This is a genomic window from Sphingobacterium sp. HJSM2_6 (assembly GCF_049316305.1).
Classification (GTDB): Bacteria; Bacteroidota; Bacteroidia; order Sphingobacteriales; family Sphingobacteriaceae; genus Sphingobacterium.
The window spans coordinates 59691-79701 of the sequence record NZ_JBMOXB010000001.1 but is presented as its reverse complement, the minus strand read 5'-3'; the positions used below and the strand labels follow the sequence as shown (position 1 = coordinate 79701).

12 protein-coding genes are annotated in these 20011 nt (G+C 35.5%); 7 read left to right on the top strand and 5 right to left on the bottom strand.

What is annotated here, in order from left to right:
• The first annotated feature begins 247 nt into the window (after positions 1-247).
• Positions 248-1093: a hypothetical protein gene (locus ACFRAE_RS00330; RefSeq protein WP_422795117.1), complete on the top strand. Its 846-nt coding sequence runs from the start codon at positions 248-250 to the stop codon at positions 1091-1093.
• Between the two features lie 65 nt (positions 1094-1158).
• Here the strand turns inward: ACFRAE_RS00330 and ACFRAE_RS00325 are convergent, their stop codons facing one another.
• Genes ACFRAE_RS00325 through ACFRAE_RS00315 form a run of 3 tightly spaced genes read right to left on the bottom strand, consistent with a single transcriptional unit; the run spans position 1159 to position 7192 of the window.
• Positions 1159-2616, bottom strand: coding sequence for an arylsulfatase (locus ACFRAE_RS00325; RefSeq protein WP_422795116.1), 1458 nt, complete (start codon positions 2614-2616; stop codon positions 1159-1161).
• A complete protein-coding gene (locus ACFRAE_RS00320) occupies positions 2606-4114 on the bottom strand; it encodes a RagB/SusD family nutrient uptake outer membrane protein (protein WP_422795115.1) in 1509 nt (502 codons plus the stop codon). Before ACFRAE_RS00320 ends, ACFRAE_RS00325 begins: the two co-directional genes overlap by 11 nt.
• 9 nt (positions 4115-4123) lie before the next feature.
• Positions 4124-7192 (bottom strand): SusC/RagA family TonB-linked outer membrane protein, encoded by a 3069-nt coding sequence (locus tag ACFRAE_RS00315; protein WP_422795114.1) that lies wholly within the window; start codon positions 7190-7192, stop codon positions 4124-4126.
• A 628-nt stretch (positions 7193-7820) separates the two neighbouring features.
• On the opposite strand from ACFRAE_RS00315, the gene ACFRAE_RS00310 reads away from it, so the two are divergent.
• From ACFRAE_RS00310 to ACFRAE_RS00295, 4 genes are all read left to right on the top strand, one after another.
• The gene (locus ACFRAE_RS00310; RefSeq protein ID WP_422795113.1) at positions 7821-9569 is read left to right on the top strand and encodes an ATP-binding protein; all 1749 of its coding nucleotides are present in this window, start codon (positions 7821-7823) and stop codon (positions 9567-9569) included.
• A gap of 172 nt (positions 9570-9741) precedes the next feature.
• A complete protein-coding gene (locus tag ACFRAE_RS00305) occupies positions 9742-11274 on the top strand; it encodes a CotH kinase family protein (protein WP_422795112.1) in 1533 nt (510 codons plus the stop codon).
• 1151 nt (positions 11275-12425) lie between these two features.
• Positions 12426-13142, top strand: coding sequence for a hypothetical protein (locus tag ACFRAE_RS00300; protein ID WP_422795111.1), 717 nt, complete (start codon positions 12426-12428; stop codon positions 13140-13142).
• Positions 13143-13257: 115 nt separating this feature from the next.
• A complete protein-coding gene (locus ACFRAE_RS00295; protein ID WP_422795110.1) occupies positions 13258-15480 on the top strand; it encodes a beta-glucosidase family protein in 2223 nt (740 codons plus the stop codon).
• Positions 15481-15746: 266 nt separating this feature from the next.
• Here the strand turns inward: ACFRAE_RS00295 and ACFRAE_RS00290 are convergent, their stop codons facing one another.
• Complete coding sequence (locus ACFRAE_RS00290) at positions 15747-17162, bottom strand: PLP-dependent aminotransferase family protein (RefSeq protein ID WP_422795109.1); 1416 nt, start codon at positions 17160-17162, stop codon at positions 15747-15749.
• Positions 17163-17256: 94 nt separating this feature from the next.
• On the opposite strand from ACFRAE_RS00290, the gene ACFRAE_RS00285 reads away from it, so the two are divergent.
• Together ACFRAE_RS00285 and ACFRAE_RS00280 are read left to right on the top strand one after the other, a co-directional pair.
• Positions 17257-18132, top strand: a complete 876-nt coding sequence (locus ACFRAE_RS00285) for a DMT family transporter (protein WP_422795108.1) — start codon at positions 17257-17259, stop codon at positions 18130-18132.
• A gap of 31 nt (positions 18133-18163) precedes the next feature.
• Positions 18164-19042, top strand: coding sequence for an ATP-grasp domain-containing protein (locus tag ACFRAE_RS00280; RefSeq protein ID WP_422795107.1), 879 nt, complete (start codon positions 18164-18166; stop codon positions 19040-19042).
• Positions 19043-19081: 39 nt separating this feature from the next.
• Here ACFRAE_RS00280 and ACFRAE_RS00275 read toward each other — a convergent pair whose 3' ends face one another.
• Entirely contained in the window at positions 19082-19447 is a 366-nt protein-coding gene (locus ACFRAE_RS00275) for a nuclear transport factor 2 family protein (protein ID WP_422795106.1), read from the bottom strand.
• Between the last annotated feature and the right edge of the window lie 564 nt (positions 19448-20011).

Below are 20011 nucleotides of genomic sequence, written 5' to 3'. Positions count from 1 at the left end.
ATGTAAACAAATTGATCGAATTTTAGACTTATGATGCCTATCAATGGTTTAGTCACATAACCTTCTTTTAAACAAGCACTTTGTATTTTCCAATAATAATAGTTATTTAATTGAGTGTTTGTTTATTTTTATTTTTTTATCGCATTTTATTGCTAATGGATTAAACTATTTTCTTTTATTTTGGTCTTTTATTAAAATTCAGTATTTATTTCACCAGGTGTTTAGGCCATTGAAATTAAAGATTATCATGAGAAAAGTAATTAATTATTGCCTGCTGCTAGGCGTATCCCTGACTCTAACTATTCAAGCCCTTGCAAAGAGTTCAATCATTCAGGTAGATACCAGTCATCAACAACTTTTAGAAAATGAAGCATTTTTTTACCGAGTTGCTTCAAACCAATTATTAAGCTCTGTATATGAGGATATATTGGGTAATCAACTAGGTAATACATTTCAATGGTTACAAATTTTCGCAGAGGATCAGCTATTAAATTTCTCACCAAACGATTATTGGATTCTTGATAATAATCCTTCAGGAGGTTTCGAATTATACGATGAAGAATTTAATTACATATCTGTTGCACCTGATTTAAAAGGGAATTTTTCGTTCATCAGCAGTAAAGGAAATTGGGTAAAATCGCGAAGCAATAATTTTAATAAAACTTATTTTAGTACCGATCAAGGTAAAGAATATACTATGACCTTTAAATTTAGTTTTGGAGGTAAAAAAGTGATAAAAGATGAAAAAGGTTATGAAATAACCTTGAATTCGAAACTAAATGGTAATACTGAAATAGCTGATAATGAAGGTCGCAAGCTGTTGGTTAAATTTGATCGTTCTGGTGTTTATCGGCTATTAGAGGGCAAAAAAATAAAGATGTCATTAATGATACAAAGCCTACAGCACTATCGTTTATCCAATGAGTCAGGTGAATTATTAAACCTCGTAAAGAGAGGTAGGTATAATGATATATATATGAAATTGAGTAATGGTCAAGAAATTTTAATAGAAAATAGATTTGTTAAACCAATACCCATTCAGGTTCAAGAAGACAAGAAAGAAGCTGAAAAGAAGGAAGTAGAAAAGAAGTAAATTCAATAAACAGGTATAAAAAAAATAGGTTAAAGATTGCTAAATCTTTAACCTATTTTTTTATATTAATCTTCGAAATCAGACCAATTGAAATTGGGATTTTCAGGATCTTTTTTAACTTTTTTTCTTTGGGCATAAAGCTTCTTTACTATATCGGGATGAGCATTTGCGATATTTACTTGCTCTCCAATATCCGTAGCTAAGTCATAGAGTTCCAAGACTTCCTTTTTATCCTTTTCTTTAAATCGGATTAATTTCCAATTTTCCATAGTAATAGCTTCTTTCAAAACACCTTTCTCATTGAATTGCCAATAAAGTTCCTGATGCTTATTTTGTTGATTACCTTTTTTAATTGTTTCTAAAAAAGAAATTCCATCAATATTTTTGGGAGTATTCGCATTCGCAATCGCTGTGAATGTGGGCAGAATATCCCAAAATGCCCAAGCCTCGTCTACCTGATTAATCGTGTTTTTATTTCCAGGAACTTTAACAATGAGTGGAACACGAATTCCGCCTTCATACAAATCTCGTTTTATGCCTCTCAATGGTCCCCAACTATTAAAAAATGCAGGATCTGCGCCACCTTCTTGATGGGGGCCATTATCGCTACTAAAGAAAATATAGGTATCGTCTTCTAAACCTAATGTTTCAATTAAAAGCACAATTTTGCCGATATCATCATCTAATTTTTTGACCATAGCCGCAAATGCGGCATGAGGTTGCGCTTGATCATCATAATTTCCTTTTTTCGAGAAATATTCTTCTTCGCCGAATACACTAGAGCCATCTTTATGTTGAAATTCTTTAAGAAGATCATTGGGAACAATCAATTCTGCATGTGGCAATGTAAAAGGCAAGTAAAGAAAGAAAGGTTGATCTTTATGCTCTTTTATGAAAGCAATAGATTTATTTAAAATTAAATCTTGAGTATATTCTTGATTGCTCACATTCACCACTTGCGTAATACCGTTTCTAATTTCATATAAGCTATCGGTATAATAATCATGCGCATGTGATTGGTCCAAATACCCATAAAATTGATCAAAACCTTTAAGATGAGGTGCACCTTTAGATTCAACATCCCCTAAACCCCATTTACCGAACATGCCAGTTGTATAGCCAGATTTCTTCAGAATTTCTGATAGGGTTAAATCCTCAGGCCTCAATGCCCCTTTACCATCTTTAGCTTTGGAATTGCCCCGTATATATGCTGTTCCCATATGCTTACCCGTCATTAGGGCACATCGAGATGGAGCACAAACCGTATTCCCAGAATAAAATCTCGTGAATTTTATTCCTTGATTGGTTAATCGATCTAAATTTGGTGTTTTAAGTACTGAGTTTGGATTAAATGCACTAATGTTTCCATAACCTAAATCATCTGCTAGGATAAATATGAGATTAGGTTTTCTAGCAGGCTCTTGTTGGGCAGCAAGTTGGTGCCCATGAAACAGCATGACCAAAAGAAAAAAGCCTAAGAATTTAATGTTTTCCTTGATTATTTTGTTTTTATTACTTTCCATAATTAGGGTTTTGAGTTAAATTGTTATTAAATTGAATAGCTATAGATGGAATAGGCCATACATAGTCTCGATCTTTTTGGAAGGCTCTTGAATCTATTCGATTCCCATTAATATGATGCACATCACCGTTTAATAGTTCATGGGCTATATTCCACCTTCGGATATCGAAATAGTATAAACCTTCACCTGCAAACTCTATTCTACGTTCATGCCTAATTTCCTTTCTTAATTGTTCTTTTGTTAAAGACCTATTGTATTTTGGCATGCCTGCACGAACTCTAATGGCATCTAAGGCATCGAAGATTTCTGCAGACGGTCCACTGAATTCATTTTGTGCTTCAGCAAAAGATAATAGTACATCGGCATAGCGAAGAACTATATAATTCAGTTCTGAGGTGCCACTGGTTTGCACTGAAATAGGTTTTTCTAAATCTTTATAGATTGTATATTTCTTTAGACCAGCACCCGTACTGGGGTATTGGTTAGCAGCGACAGTTGCTCCTTTGAAGGTAGTCCCAGGAAGAATGACCGTAGCTTGCAATCGAGGATCTCTGTTGGCATAAGGTTTTTGAGGGTCATAGACCGAAGACAGGTGGATGGCTTGTCCATCCGTTGCGTAATAATCATTTATTAAATCAGGTAAAGGGGAGGAGCCTAGCTGTTGATCTAAAGAGACATCTAATGAATGCGTAAATTCAGGATAGGCATATTGAATATCAAATATGACTTCTTTATTTCCTTCATTTTCTAAATAGAATAATGCTCTGTAATCATTAAATAACTCGTATGTTTTGGAATTAATAATGGTCTTTGCTGTTTCAGCAGCCTCTTGCCATTGAGAGGCATAAAGTAATACCCTAGTTTTAAAAGCTAATACTGCACCCTGTGTTGCCCTCCCTTTTTCAGAACCGGAATAACTATTTGCTAAAGCACCTGCTGAAGCTTCATCTAAGTCTTTAATAATTTGCACATAAATTTCATCAGCAGAATTTCTATTCAAATTACCTTGAGTTTCTAAATTGGGAGGATCTAAAATTAATGGAGCACCTTGATATAAATTCCATAAGGGGAAATAATATAAGGCTCTTAAAAACTTGGCTTCTGCTTTTATCCGATCCTTTATTTTTTGATCAAAATCTATGTCGTCGGTATTTGCTAAGATATTATTTACACGTCCTATGCCTTCGTAGCTTTGATTCCATGTGGAATTAAAACGACCAGTATTTGCATCATGCAGGCCTCTAGAGATAAGATTTATGTCGTTATTGTATTGATAGGTGTTTGGAGTTAATGCGTCCAAATACACCATGTTTCCTGCAGAATAGAACGAATTCCCATTACTTAAAACGGAATAGGCTCCAACCAATGCGGCTTCAACTTTCTGCTGGCTATTCCAATAGGTTTCTTGCGTGAACCGATCGGTAGGAACGATATCCAAATAGGAATCGCAAGAAGAGCAAAAAATAATACTGCTTAATAAAATGATAGTTCTTTTCATGATTATTTTCTATAAGGATAAGTTTATACCTGCGGAAACTGTTTTGGTATTTGGATACTCAATCAAATCCGCTCTTGTAAGATTTCGTTCTGGATCAGAAAATTTAAAGTCAGTAAAGGTTAACAGATTTTGAGCATTGACAAAAACCGTTAAGCCTTTAATCCCGAAAGGGTCCAAAGTGTTTTTGTTTACTTGATAACTTAACTGAATATTTTTCATCCTTAAATAGGAGGCATTTCTAATCCAAAAGCTAGAAGTTTGAAAATTTAATGGATAGCCATTGGAGGTCGTTAAACGAGGTAACGATGCATTTGGATTTTCAGGAGTCCAAGCATCTGTTAGCCATTCTTTGGTTACACCAGCTCCATTTTTAAATGGAAAAGCTAAGTTCCCCGTCAAATAGGTATCTACCTTTCCTACTCCTTGAAATATAGCTGATAAATCAAAGTTTTTATACCCAAACCCTACATTAAATCCATAGGTCAATTTTGGTAAGCTATTTCCAATAATGGTTCGGTCATTATTATCAATTCTATCATTGCCATCAAGGTCTGCGTAGCGCAAATCCCCAGGTTTTGTACCTGCAGATTGAAAGGCACTGGAAGCTATTTCTTCCTCATTTTGGAAAATACCAAGTGTTTGAAGGCCATAAAATGAATTAATGGAATTTCCTTCTTGGATGATGGTATTTCCAGCATAATAAACTTGCTTTTTGATATCGATTACTTCATTTGCAATCCATGAGCCATTCGCTTGAATGGAAAGGAGTAGATCACCCAGCTTATCTTTATAACCAACAATTAATTCCACACCTTTATTATTGACCGTTCCAATATTTTTATAGGGCCCTGTTAGATTTCCGACTTGACTAGGAATGGTGATTTGTCTTAAAATATTGGAGGTAGTTTTAGTAAACCAATCGAATTCCAAGGATAATTTATTCGTTAAAAAAGCAGACTCCAATCCGATATTCGTAATCGTCGTTGTTTCCCAAGTGATATTAGGATCTGCAATTTGTTTTACAGCCGCACCTGAGACTAAATTGCCATTGAAGGAATAATTTTCCCCTAGACCAAAGGAGTTGACAAAGCTGAAATTTGGAATAGATTGATTTCCTAACCTTCCATAAGAAGCCCGAATTTTGAGGTTTGAAATCGCAGGAATTTCCTTAAAGAATTCTTCTTCACTAATTCGATATCCAGCAGAAACCGAGGGAAAGAAACCCCATCGCTTGCCCTTCGCGAATTTTGAGGAACCATCGTATCTGAAATTACTTTCTATTAAATACTTGTTCTGATAAGCATAATTTATACGACCAAAATAGGAAAGTAGCTTATTGATAGTTGAAGTTCCAGTAACTTGAGGAGATGTACTTCCAGCATTTAATTCGGTTAATTCATTACTTAAATAACCTTGATTGTATGCCGAGAAATTTCCATGATCAAATTTTTCCCAACTAAACCCAGCCAAAATATTAATATCATGAGTCGCAGATGTTTTAACCCAATTTAGGGTGTGAAAATTCGTTAAGTTTAACCTGTTGTTACTAATTTGCCGAATACCGCGAACGGGGGTATTTCCGATAGGGGTTATAGCTCCTGTTTTGGGATTAGTCAAGTTGATTGAGGGATAAACGTATTTTTCTAAGCCATAATTGAGATTTGCACCTAGGGTTGTTTTATAAGTGATGTTAAGGGGTAATTTAAATTCTAAAAACAAATTGGCCAAGGGGCCAAGGCTGTTATTTTTCCGAAAACCCTCCTTCGATAAGGCAACTGTATTTCTAAAAAAGTTGTGTCCTGGAACACGAATCCATTGATCAGCATAAGTGCCGTCTTGTGCATAGGGAACTTGGAAAGGCAAGGCCCTATAAGTTAAACCGAGTATGCCACCTTCTCCATTACCTTCATCCGCAGTATAGGCACTTTCCTTATTAAGGCCATAATTTCCTAATAGCGAGGCACCAATCTTCAAGTAATTTCTAATTTCACTTTGTATATTGGAATTAATCGAATATCGTTCTCCTGAAGTTTCCATTAATATACCTTGTTGGTTTAAGTAGCCTAACGAAACCGCATAGGTTGTTTTCTCCGAACCACCAGAAAAGCGGAGGTTATGATCTTGGATCGGGGCATTCCGAAACATCACTTTCATCCAATCCGTGTTTGCATAAATGTAATCGTCTTGATTCGTTCTAAATTCATCGATTAGGGCATCTGTATACTCTTTGGCTTTCCCTTCATTGACTAAGGCTTGGTTTCTTCCGATCATATAATCTACCGTATTGGTTACTACATCAGGAAACTGCGTGGCCGATTGCGACCCAAAATATGCGGAATAATCTACCGATGAAATGCCTTTCACGCCTTTTTTAGTTGTAACTAATATGACTCCATTAGCGGCCCTATTTCCATATATGGAAGCTGAAGCAGCATCTTTTAATACGGAGATAGATTCGATGTCATTTGGGTTTATTTTATTCAAGTCATATTCGATTCCGTCGACCAAGACCAAAGGGTTATTATCGTTTAACGTTCCAAGGCCGCGAATTCGAATACTTGCTCCATCAGCTCCTGGTCTACCTTTCGTCTGATTGCTGTAGACACCTGGTAAATTTTGCAATGCTTGCGTAGAACTGGTAATGGGTCTGTTGGCTAATGTTATTCCGTCCAAGCTTGCAACAGAACCTGTAAGATTTGCCCTTTTTTGTTGGCCATAGCCTACAACAACCACCTCTTCTAAATCTGAAGCGATCTCCTCAAGTTCGATCGTTATGGGAGAGGTCTCCACGACCAAATCCTTGGATTGATAACCTACAAATGAAATGGTAATTGCAAAAGGTAGTTTTTGACCGGTCACGAATTGGAAATTTCCATCACGATCAGTTTTAACGGCATGTGTAACTGCTTTTAATTGAATGGTCGCTCCTTCAATCGGATATTTCGATTTGGAATCTATAATTTTTCCTCGAAGCGAGGCGTTTATAATGGGTTCTGTTTGTTGCGCTGCAAGTGGAAGATACTGAATTAAAAACAGCACAATAAGGGTAGAGTATGCCCATACTCTATAATTTTTCATATATTTATTGAGTTTAATGTGAAACATTTAGGAAGGTGCCAACGCCAATTGAGAACTTTCCTGATGTATTAAGCTTAGGGAAGTTTATCTTCCCTATTTTTTTATCCGATTAGCAGATCGGTATTATTGAAATGATCTTTGCATTCGCATTCGATAGTGCAAGCAGTATAGGCTTAATAAATCCAGATTTTGTTGGTAATCATTGTTTTTCTTTGTAATCCTGTTAATCATAGAATTTGGATAGTTTGATTATTTTTTTTCAAATATAGTATAATTTTAATAAAGTCTACTAGATTTATAGAGTATTTTAATATTTATTGTATTTCTTTGTTTTTTAATACATTAGGAAGGTTTTTTTTTGATGGGTGTGCAATCTTTAAGGGTTTTAATTCTTAACAAATTGCCTGTTTTTTTCGGATGAATAGAATGCTATACCTGGAATTATGCCATATTATACAAAAACTTTTCAGCTCCATTACCTATATTTTCGTAAACCTAGAAAATATAGCTTATCACCAACTTTATAAAAAAAATATTATATTTAGCGTGTAACCAACTATATTTCATGCTCCCCAGAGTTTTCAAATTTTTATTAGTACCTACCTATATCTATATTTTTATAGCCTGTATGATTATTCCCTCGATGGCTGTTGCCAGTAGAGAGCAGGATAGCTTAATAAAAGTTCTCAAAGAAGAATTGAATAATAAGGCCAAATACGATAATCTAAAAGAATCAAACATTGAAAAATTACGAATAGATTTAATAAAAATTCCAAAAACTAATCTTGCTAGTAGGTATCTGATCCAATCCCAATTATTAGATGAATATATTTCTTATCAAAGAGATTCGGCATTGGTCATAGGGGATCGATTAATTAAGCTTGCAGAGCAATTAAGGGATCAACGAAAAATCAATTCAGCAAGACTTAGAATGTCAACCATCTTGATTTCATCCGGAATATTTAAGGAAGCCGACGAATGTCTTTCCCTGATTGATATTACCAATGAACTTCAAGACCATAAATTTGAATATTATCACCTACAGACCTGGTTAAATTGGGCTATGAAAACTTCGATAAATGATCAATTATATGCTCCAGAATATAGTCATAAAGAAGCGATCTTTCGAGATTCCGCATTACGATATGCAAACCCACAATTGTATGAGGTAGAACTGATAGGTATGTTTCCAGATGCTGAAAGGTCGGCTAGTTCGAAAAATTACCAGAAATACATCCAATTTTTAAACGCATATTATCAGGAGTCCCCTCATAAAGCAGCACGGATAGCATATATGTATAGTGATTTGTATACAGATGAAAGACGCACGAATTTACTCCTATTAGCAGCTATTTATGACGTTAGAACTGCAACCAAAGAAACCCCAGCAATAATAAAAATTGGAGAACAATTATTTCAAAATGGAGATGTAAACAACGCTTTTTTCTTTTTGAATCAGGCGATGGATAATGCGAAATTCTATGGTTCTAAGCTTCATAAAATTGAAATTACATCCATACTTCCTCAGGTAACAGTCCAAAAAATGCTGCAATCCGAGCGAAAAATTATGTGGACAGTTGTCATATCCATAATCCTGTTATTTATTCTTGGTTGGATATTTTATAGTAGGATAAAATTAAAGGCATTAAACCAAAAGATTTCCGTCCAAAATGTGCAGTTACAAAACACTTTAGTAGCATTAGAAAAAAGCCAAGGAGAAAACGCTTGGATATTGAAAGTGTTAGCCCACGATCTACGAGGTGCCATTGCAGGTTCTATGAGTGTCAATGCGGTATTGGTTCAAAATGAAAATTTAAGCGATGATGAGCGCATGATGATCCGTTTATTAGACACCTCAAATCATGATGCATTAGAAACGATAAGTGATTTGTTGAACCTGAATTCGGATAAATATCAGTTAAACAAATCGAATGTTCAATTAGATGAATTAGTAAAGGAAACAGCCAAGTTATTTCAATTTAAAGCAGATGAAAAACAGCTGCAATTTATTCTCCAAACTGATCCAGTAAGTATTGCCTTAAATCGAGAAAAAATGAGACGGGTTTTACATAATTTGATTAGTAATGCCATTAAATTCAGTGCTCCATATAGTCATATCACGCTTGCGGTCATTGACTTGAACAAACAATTTGTTCTGATAAAAATTGCCGATAAAGGCATTGGAATTCCAGCAGCTTTTAAAGCTTCCATATTCGAACTAGATCCACAAAATAGAAGAGAGGGAACTTCTGGAGAACAATCTTTTGGATTGGGATTATACATTTGCAAACAAATCATAGCAGAACATCAAGGGAAAATTTGGGTAGAAAATAATGAAGGAAATGGAACCATATTCCTCATTGAATTACCCAAGTAAGCGTTATTTATGGATGTTTCATAGGCAAGAAACTACGGATACAGCTCATTTGGCAAAATAAATTCATTAAGATAATTAAATAAAAAAATATTTAATTATCTTACTTATTGGATGTTAAAATGTTATGTTTTAGTATCCTTTTTTCAATGATAAACCAATAAACTTTAAATTCATGTATAAAACATTTACAATTTTACGTTTTATTCTATTCAGCTTTATCAGCATCCAATTTATTGGATGTACTACGGAAAAAGCGATTGTTCCTGAATTATCTGGGGAGCACACCTTAAGCAAATTTTTGTTAAAAAAGGAGGCCCATGCGCATCTATGGTTTGATATAGAGACGGAGATCATTGGAGATACCATATTTGCACGCACCATGAAAGATACCTATGTGGGAGCTTTAATTCCAGAATTTGAACATACGGGGGTCAAGGTGCTCGTCAATCAAGTCGAACAAAAAAGTAAAGTTAATACGGTCGATTTTTCCAAACCCATTAAGTATGAGGTGGTCGCAGAAAATGGTGAAAGTAAAAGCTATACCGTCAAATTTATAGACACTGGATTGCCTGCTGTATATTTATTTACCGATGGAAAACCTATTGTCAACAAGGAAGATTATGTCACAGGTCAATTAAAAATAACTCGTGGGTTTGAAGGTAAGGTATTGTATGAAGGTGTAACTGAAGTAAAAGGTCGAGGTAATTCTACCTGGGGTATGCCTAAAAAACCGTATCGTATAAAACTTGATAAAAAGGCGGAATTATTAGGAATGCCTTCCGATAAAAGCTGGGCTTTGATGGCCAATTATGGAGATCAATCTTTATTGAGAAATGATATTGCTTTTGAAGTAAGTAGGCGTGTAGGGGTAGCATATTCGCCTCGCCAAAAATATGTAGAATTCTTTTTAAATGGCGAGTACCAAGGTAATTATACCCTGACAGAACATATCAAAGAGGGCAGTCATCGGGTTCCTATCGATGAAGAAAATGGTGGTTACATCTTGGAACAAGATGGTTATGCCTTTCAAGAACCGGTACATTTTGTTACAGCAAAGAATATTCCTATCACGGTAAAGTTTCCGGATGAAGATGAAATCACTAGCACACAGTATGATTATATAAAAGATCATTTTGCAACATTTGAAAATAGTTTATTTCAAATTGGCGATCAAGTTAATACCGATTATCAAGATTATTTCGATTTAACAAGTTTTGTAAATTATTACCTAGCCAATGAGATTTGCGGTAATACTGATATGTTTTGGAGTATGCGTATGTATAAAAAAAGCAATGCAGATCCTAAAATATATGTTGGTCCAGTATGGGACTTTGACCTTGGCTTTAATAATGATCGTCGCTTAAATGATTATCAAGAAAAACTCATGCTGGAACATGCGCATAACCCAAGAGCTTGGATTGACGTATTAAAGGATGATCCAGCATTTAAAAAATTAGTTAGAAGTCGTTGGATTGAAGTAAAAGCAGGATTACAAAACCTTCCACAATACATCGACCAACAAGCGAAATTAATATCCTACAGTCAACCCTATAACTTTAAAAAATGGGATGTACTAGGAGAAAATATCAATCAAAGTTGGTTTACCCATGACACCCATCAAGGCTATGTGGATTTTGTTAGAAATTTTATCGCAAAAAGAATTCAATGGCTAGATACTGTCATACAAGGACCAAAGTTTGATTAAAATGGAGATTAGCCAGTGTAGTTGATTTATTGACTAGCTGGCTATCAATTCTAGGTAGATTTTCATTGCTTGGGCATATCGGGTTGCCGTGTTAATTTGCAGGTAGTATTACCTGCTATGCAGTGTGCTTCAACGCTCTAATAGCTTAACTGTTCCATGATGTAATGTTCGAATCTACGGGTAATGCTAAAGGATGTGGAATTGATTGTTAACTCAGCATTTGAGGGGATAGGCACCTGTTCTTGATCCATAGGAGTAAAGGGAAAACTGGACTAAGTGATCACTGCAGAAAGAACATTTTAATCCCATGTATTAAATTTGCGTACTTACAGCCCAATAATTACCTGCGCAATCATCAAAAGATCCTCTTGTATAGTGATCTCCCTCCTTATGAATAGGTTTTTCTATTTCTTGGCAGCCAAGGTTGATGGCTTTTTCAAATGTCTTAATCAGATCCTAAAAATAATAGTGAAGGATACTTATTTGGGCTGGATAATTTTCAATACTATCACTTTTCATCAAGACTGAATCGTCCAATAGCAATTCAATATGTGCAATTTTGCCATCTTCACGTTCAAACTTTCTCAGAATTTTAGCTTCAAAAATCATTTCTATTTGTTGAGCTAATGGATGAGATTCGTCTACAATTCAATAGGGAGTTAAGGAATTATCGTTTTATGGTTTATATGCGTTCAAGATCGGATAAATTAATTGATCATTGAAACAACTAAAACCAATAAAAGTTTAATTGGGCAGATTAAAAAATAGGCAGGCGTATTGGCAAAAATGACCAGAAATGGTTTTCTACTTCCTCCATTATTTACAAGGTTAGCATTGGGTAAAACAGGTTTCCCATCAAAAATTATCATTAATCAGAACAGATGGCACCTTTTTTTTATGGGATGTACAGGATTAAATATAATAAGGATGAACCCATGCAAATATCATGTACTTGATTGAAATAATAATACGTTCTCCGTTCCTACAGGTAGAAGAACACGCCGATGGATTTGGATTGTAGAAAAACCAGCATCGTTCCGATCGAAGATTCTTGACCATTTCTAGGGTATTATGCTGTTTTGTATAATCTACTTAGTTTGAATAAATTGCTGTTAATTTATTGATATATTAGCTTATAAAACAAGGCAAAAATGAATCTGCAGCGAATTCTATTAAACATCGCATTTCTACTGTTTTCTATGCCATTTGCTATCGGCCAGCAGGTAGAAATTATGGAACAAATACCTATTTCAGAGAAATCTACTGAAAAGAATTTTGAATTATTAACGAAATCATTTCCTATTTCCCAGCAACAAAAGATTGGCACTTTAAGAGGAACTTTTCCTCATGCAGAAAATCAACAAATCATTAAGTTATTCAATTTGTTTTGGAAAAATGCCAATAAACTTGGCGCCAATTCATTTGTTGTGGAGGATATTCAAATAGTGAACGATTCTACAGCCATTCGGATCAATCTTTATCAACTTAGCGAGGAGGATTTGAAGAGCAATGAAGGCTTATATCCTCATAATATGGTATATATGATTGGTGAATTGACAAATGATCAAGAAGGTAAAAATTTTAGGTTTAATGAAGTTAAAGTTAATTTAAAACCGATGAGCTATATCGCTTATCAAAATGAGGTCGGGAAGGAGGCAACGGTAGGTGTAGGTGGGTTATTAGGAGCGAAGACTTGGATAAGAGGTAAAGAAGGACGACCACCAATCTTTTATTCTTTAAGCGGTTTTGGGGTAGGCCCCGGTATAGCGACTCCAATCAGTCTAAGTTTTAATACGGGTCGGCTTAATCCAGTTTTGCAAAATTTCGGACAGTTTTTGTTACTGTTACTCAACGAGCAAAAATTATAAGAATGAAATTTATGCCTGTAAAATAAGGGTATGAAATCATAAGTTCATAAAAGTCAAGCATATAAGTTGTTTTTTACAGGGTAAATATTTAAATTTAGGTAGTAAAATCTAACCTATGAATCTAACTATTAACCTAATTAAATGCAGTCGATTCAGCATTTTTCACTGCTTTTGCTATTTGTTTTTATTCCATAGTCTTCACGTTTCGGCACAACAGCAAACACCAGATGCTAGAGCAAGAGAAACGGAGAAAAAAATGACTGATGATGAACGGTTTTCCCTGATCATAAGTGTTATTGGTAGGGTTCCAGGTATTGGAATTGAAAAGGATCCACGAATTCCTGAAGGGGTTGCGATGAGTGCCGGTTATACGGCAGGCATACCTCGATTACAAATTCCAGCATTACAAAGCAGTGATGCCAGTATGGGGGTTACGAATCCAGGCTATCGCCCCGATGATCAGGGAGCTACAGCAATGCCTGCATCGATTTTAACGGGAGCAAGCTTTAATCCTAAACTAGCTTATACACAGGGGGAAGCCTTGGCATTAGAAGCAAGGGTTCGCGGATTTAATATATTGCTTGCAGGTGGAATCAATCTCATTCGGGATGCTCGAAATGGAAGAAACTATGAATATTATTCTGAAGATCCTTATGCTACCGCTTTATTCGGCGCAAATGCAGTCAATGGGATTCAAAAACAAAAAGTAATTTCCACCTTAAAACATTATACCCTAAATAGTAATGAAACCAATCGTCATTGGCTTGATGCCATTATTGATCCGGTGGCACATCGTGAATCTGACTTACTGGCATTCCAAATTGCGATAGAGCAATCCTCTCCAGGATCTATTATGAGCGGATACAATAAAGTTAATGGTGTTTATGCTGGCGGAAGTAATTATTTATTAAATGATATTCTCAAAGACACATGGAACTATAAAGGATGGGTGATGTCCGATTGGGGAGCTGTACCAAGCTGGGATTTCGCACTTAAAGGGCTTGATCAAGAGTCCGGTATTCAATTAGATATAATGCAGTGGGGTGCAGAAGCATTTACCGATTCCTTAAAAACAGCCTACAAAGCTGGTAAATTTCCCAAAAAGCGACTTTCGGAAATGGTTGTTCGAATTTTGCGTTCCATGTATGCTGTTGGGGTTGACGATTGGCATGACCGTGTTGCTGTTGATGTTAAAAAACATCATCAAATAGCACTCGACGTGGCACGTCAAGGAATTGTACTACTAAAAAATGAGGCAATACTCCCTTTGGATTCGCAAAAACCGTTAAAAATTGCTGTGATCGGTGGCTTTGCGCATAAAGGGGTGATATGTGGTACAGGTTCAGGGGCGGTATTACCCATTGGAGGCTTTGTATCACAAATTAATATTGGCGGTCCAGGTGTATTAAGTAATGGAAGAACGCTATTTCTATTACCGAGTTCACCAATGGAAGAATTGAAAAAACTTATGCCCAATGCAAGCATTGATTTTGACCCCGGTTACACCATTGCGGAAGCTAAATTGGCAGCAAAAAATGCGGACCTCGTCCTGGTGTTTGCTGTGCGTGTAGAAGGTGAAGGCTATGACCTGACGGATTTAGCATTACCATGGGGACAAGATGCTTTAATTAGTGAAATTAGTGAAACCAATGCCAATACTATTGTCGTTCTTGAAACGGGGAATGCCTCATCCATGCCTTGGCGAAACAAGGTTAAAGCAATAGTGCAGGCCTGGTACCCTGGACAAGCCGGAGGCACAGCTATTGCAGAAATTTTAACAGGCAAAATAGATCCTTCAGGAAAACTTCCCATTACCTTTCCTTTAAGTCTAGACCAAACACCAAGGCCAGAACTTGCTGGTTTAGGAACTCCTTGGGGCACCCCTACAACCATAAATTATCATGAAGGTGCTGATGTTGGGTATAGGTGGTATGCAAAAAAGAACCTTGAACCGATGTATTCTTTCGGACATGGTTTAAGTTATACCCAATTTTCATACAGTGATTTAAAAGTAGAAGGTGGAAATAGTGTAAAAGCAAGTTTTAAGGTTACAAATACCGGCAAAACCAGAGGTGCTGATGTGCCACAAGTATACTTAACGAATGCTTCAGGCGAAATCAAAAGACACCTACTTGGTTTTGAACGTGTAGAGCTTAATCCTGGTGAGCAGCAAGTGATAACCATTACCGCTGATCCTCGATTGCTGGCGAATTTTAATGATAAAATACAACAATGGACCATAAAAGGTGGCAATTATCAAATCGCACTAGGCCGATCAGCGCAAGATTTAGTTTTAACAAATAATGTTAAATTGACCGCTCGTAAATTTGGAAATTAAACAATTGAAATCGAGTCTTATGCAATAAGCTTTAGTCTTAAAAAAGGTATATATTCACTTAAGCAAAGGGGTAAATCAACAGTATGTTCAATTTACCACTTTGAAAGTATGAAATAGTACTTTTTTTGCAAGAAAGTAAATGCGATAATATAAATACGATACCTACTTAAAAACTATCGTTTTTTATGTTTATTGTTGCATTGCCCTTCGATTACCCGATATATTGGAGGCTACTTTTATTTTCGTTAAGCACTTCATTAATCAGTTTATAGAAGTGTTTTTGCCAGTTTTCCAAGATGTTTTAAATGGAGGGAAATTTCTTTATCCCAGGATAAAGCGAAACATAATCGCATACAATGTTGATATTGATGTTGTAATGAAAACATTCTTCCAGGAGCTATACTGATACTATTTTTCATAGCATAGTTATAGAGTTTGATGGTATCCATCTGTTTAGGAAATTCAATCCATAAAGTGAGTCCTCCTTGTGGTCGACTAACTTTGGTGCCTTCGGGAAAATCATTAGCAATGATTTGTACATAATTGTGGTAATTTTCTTTTAACGTCTTGCGTAATTTACGCAGGTGTTGATCATAACGTCCAGACATTAAAAAATTTCCTACCGCTTCATGAATAATAGTTGAAGAAGATAAAGTATGTACTAATTTTAATTTTAAAATTTGCTCCTTATATTTTCCTGGCGATATCCAACCCACACGGTAACCTGGAGCTAATGTTTTTGAAATAGAACTGCACCATAAAACGTTTCCATCCAGATCAAAAGATTTGCAACATTTTGGTCGGACTTCCCCAAAATGAAGATCCCCATAGGTATCATCTTCAATCAGCGGGATGTGATGTGTCGATAACAAGGATACCACTTCTTTTTTATTAGCATCAGGCATGCAGTAACCAATAGGTGTATTGTAATTGGGTACCAACAAGCAGATGTCTATTTTTGGTATGACGTTTTTTAAGGCTTCGAGGTCTATTCCAGTTTCTGGATGTGTGGAAATTTCTAGCACCTTTAATCCTAAGCTAAGCGCCAATTGCAATATGCCGGGATAACAAGGACTTTCAAGCCCAATCGTGTAGCCTGGTTTTGTTAATGCCATTAAACAAAGTGCGATAGCGTGCATACATCCATGCGTGGTTATCAAATCATTTTCGTTCAAATTACCGCCCCAACCCAAAGATCGAGCAGCAATCATTCTTCTCAATTTAGAATTTCCCGCTATGGATTCATAGGTCGTTCCTCCTTCGCCTAAAGTACGAGTGGCTAGGACAATTTCTTTCTTTAGTTTCGCTATGGGTAACAAATTTCCAGCGGGTACTCCAAATGAAAATAGCGTTAAGTCTTTCCTTCCCATGGAGCTATAAACCTTGTCAATGATTTCGTTTGGTTCAATATGCTCTGCGATTGCTAAAGGCCTGCTAGACTCTGGCAATGGTAGTTTATGGGGATTTTGTGGACTCACATAATAACCCGATTGGGCTTTAGCATGTACTAATGATAAAGATTCGAGCTCTAGATAAATTCTTTTAGCCGTGTTGATGCTAATGCCGTTTTCGAGACTAAGGCTTCTGATGGAAGGGAGTTTATCTCCTGGTTTAAATACAGCAGCCTTTATTTTCTCTGAAATATTATCCGCTAATTCAACATATAAAAATTTTTTTTTCATCCAATTTATAAACTGTGTCCATACAAATATAAAAAACTGTAACTGTATTCATTGATTGTGATTATGGAACTTTGAACTATCTTAACATAAACAAATGGATAGATCAAAAGAAAATGAACTACAAGGTTGGATAAATGGATTTATTGGCGTTGTCATATTTAGCGGATCATTACCTGCAACTAAAGTTGCAGTTTTAGAATTAGAGCCTATTTTTATTTCCGTGTTTAGAGCTTCAGTTGCAGGCTTTTTGGCATTATTTGCGGTTATTTTGTTAAAGGTCGAACGGCCATCAAAAAATCAATTAGGGTCTTTACTTATTATCGTTTGTGCTGTTATTATTGGTTTTCCCTTACTAAGTGCTCTCGCGTTACAATATATTTCATCAGCTCATTCTATCCTATACATAGGTGTACTGCCCATTGCGGCGACTGTATTTGGTATTCTGCGTGGAGCGGATGCGCCAAAACCTATATTTTGGTTATTTTCAAGTTTAGGAGCAGTTTTGGTCATTGCGTATGCCGTTTTCTATGGCGAATCCTCATCGTTAAAAGGCGATTTTCTGATGTTTCTTTCAGTCCTTGTTTGTGGTTTAGGTTATGCAGAAGGTACAAAATTAACCAAGCAAATGGGAGGTTGGCAAGTCATTTCTTGGGCGCTTATTTTGGCTTTACCAGTCATGCTTGTTTGCACTTATAATTATTTCCCGCTAAATTTTAAGCACATAAGTATTAATGCAGGAATAAGCCTGGGCTATGTCTCTATTTTCAGTATGTTTATAGGGTTTATATTTTGGTATAAAGGTTTGGCTCAAGGTGGAATCGCTTTTGTCGGTCAATTGCAATTACTGCAACCATTTTTTGGGTTAATATTATCGGCACTTTTATTACAAGAAAAAGTAAACTCATCCATGATATTTGTAATAATTGGAGTGATTTTATGTGTTATGGGAACTAAAAAATTTGCCAAATAGAAAATTCATACCGTGTATTAGCTTGAAGTATATGAACATTGCCTTAGTTAGTTATAGAAAAGAAGAAAAATTTTCACAGGTTGCGACCGTTGATGAGGATGATGATCTGCTTGCGTATTTAATTGCAAATGGAATCAATATTGAAATTGCCATTTGGAATGATCAGAATATTGAATGGACTCAGTTTGATTTGCTCATTATAAAATCGCCATGGGATTATCATAATCACCTGAATAAATTTCTCCAATGGTTGGACGAGATGCAAGCGGCTGGAATTAAAGTTTTGAATACAGTTGATGTAATCAAATGGAATAGCAATAAAAAATACCTTAAAGAAATAACGGAATTTGGACTTCCTGTTATTGCTAGTGAATACTTGTTGAAGGGTTCACTAGTTGATGAACAATTATTTGATCTTTTCAATACACATAAACTAGTAATCAAGCCCTGTGTGAGTGCTGGGGCGCAAAACACGGTGTTAATTGATAAAAAAGACTTTGCAGAAAATACACTTAGGCTGAATCAATTATTAAAAAACGAAGATTTTATAGTGCAACCTTTTGTTAAAGAAATCCAAGAAGGTGAATGGTCTTTCCTTTTCTTTAATGGAAACTATAGTCATTGTGTTTTAAAAACCCCAAAATTAGATGATTTTCGAGTGCAACATGACCATGGTGGACAAGTAAGTTATCCAGAAGCAAATAGGGAATATATGGAGCAGGCTAAAATGTATTTAAACATTTTGCCTGAAATACCATTGTATGCCAGAGTAGACGGGGTTATCATTCAAAATCATTTTCACTTAATGGAATTGGAACTTATTGAACCTTATCTATTTTTTAATGGAAATAAGAGTTTGTTGAACAATTATTACCAGGCACTATTAGCAAAACTAAATGCCTCAAGGTAATTGAAGAAGGTGCTAAATGATTTAACAATTAAAATAAAATTAAATCGAACTTCCGCTTCCCCCGACAACTTTCAATCCATCGACAAACTTTTTCCAAAATCGAATATAGCGGTAATGGGCTTCAAATGATTCACCGTTGTATCTTCCTTTTAAATTTATTTTCAAGGTAATTACGGCTAAATCATCGATAATATTCAATTGCTCAACAGTTGAATGAAGGTCCTCTATTTTCAGATTTCCACTGCGGTAGGTTGCTAAGTCCATTTCTTTACTGATGGTCTCCCCACTCGGAATTATAAAAAGCAAATCCTCGTGTAAAAGTTTATCAAGCTTATCAACATGACCTATTTTCATGGCCTCATAAAGTTGATGTTCATGATTTAAAATCTCGGTTTTTGTGATCATAGCTAAAGTTTATTAATAAGTAAGTGTCAACAGAATTATTAGATTTTTTGCAAAATACAAAATTCAATCTTTATTGTTTCTTCCATCTATATTAATCGGATCTTATTCGCTATTTTTCGGCTGATATCCAATGAAGATCCGATGAAGATCCGAAGGAGATCCAATGCTGATAAGTAATACCGTATACTGTCTTATACAGAAATAGGTTAACCTATATGCTGATTTACTCAAGTTGCTATTTCATGTTTGATTATTTCATCGTATGGATATCGACCTCTTTTGTAAGTTTAAGCCAATTTATGTTCCTACATACCAAAATTTTTCGCTACGCTGGAGTGCGTGAACCATATGGATGTTTTTTAATCCCCTTCTTACAGCCATGCACTGCAATAGGATTTAGGAATTTGCAGGTGAAATGACTTCCTAAATGAGTTTTAAATTTGAATTGTTATAAAAACTTGCTTCTTTACTTTATGTTAATTTAGGTCAATAACTGCTTAATTGGAAGATGAAATATAACTCAGGTGTATATTTTAAGCAACAAGCCTTTGCACATTGAAAAAT

What these genes read in the sequence shown, in the direction of transcription:
- ACFRAE_RS00305 (WP_422795112.1), top strand. Translation starts at nt 9,742, where the DNA reads ATGTATAAAACATTTACAATTTTACGTTTTATTCTATTCAGCTTTATC.
- ACFRAE_RS00290 (WP_422795109.1), bottom strand. Translation starts at nt 17,162, where the DNA reads ATGAAAAAAAAATTTTTATATGTTGAATTAGCGGATAATATTTCAGAG.
- ACFRAE_RS00330 (WP_422795117.1), top strand. Translation starts at nt 248, where the DNA reads ATGAGAAAAGTAATTAATTATTGCCTGCTGCTAGGCGTATCCCTGACT.
- ACFRAE_RS00310 (WP_422795113.1), top strand. Translation starts at nt 7,821, where the DNA reads ATGATTATTCCCTCGATGGCTGTTGCCAGTAGAGAGCAGGATAGCTTA.
- ACFRAE_RS00315 (WP_422795114.1), bottom strand. Translation starts at nt 7,192, where the DNA reads ATGAAAAATTATAGAGTATGGGCATACTCTACCCTTATTGTGCTGTTT.
- ACFRAE_RS00285 (WP_422795108.1), top strand. Translation starts at nt 17,257, where the DNA reads ATGGATAGATCAAAAGAAAATGAACTACAAGGTTGGATAAATGGATTT.
- ACFRAE_RS00275 (WP_422795106.1), bottom strand. Translation starts at nt 19,447, where the DNA reads ATGATCACAAAAACCGAGATTTTAAATCATGAACATCAACTTTATGAG.
- ACFRAE_RS00320 (WP_422795115.1), bottom strand. Translation starts at nt 4,114, where the DNA reads ATGAAAAGAACTATCATTTTATTAAGCAGTATTATTTTTTGCTCTTCT.
- ACFRAE_RS00295 (WP_422795110.1), top strand. Translation starts at nt 13,258, where the DNA reads ATGAATCTAACTATTAACCTAATTAAATGCAGTCGATTCAGCATTTTT.
- ACFRAE_RS00300 (WP_422795111.1), top strand. Translation starts at nt 12,426, where the DNA reads ATGAATCTGCAGCGAATTCTATTAAACATCGCATTTCTACTGTTTTCT.
- ACFRAE_RS00325 (WP_422795116.1), bottom strand. Translation starts at nt 2,616, where the DNA reads ATGGAAAGTAATAAAAACAAAATAATCAAGGAAAACATTAAATTCTTA.
- ACFRAE_RS00280 (WP_422795107.1), top strand. Translation starts at nt 18,164, where the DNA reads ATGAACATTGCCTTAGTTAGTTATAGAAAAGAAGAAAAATTTTCACAG.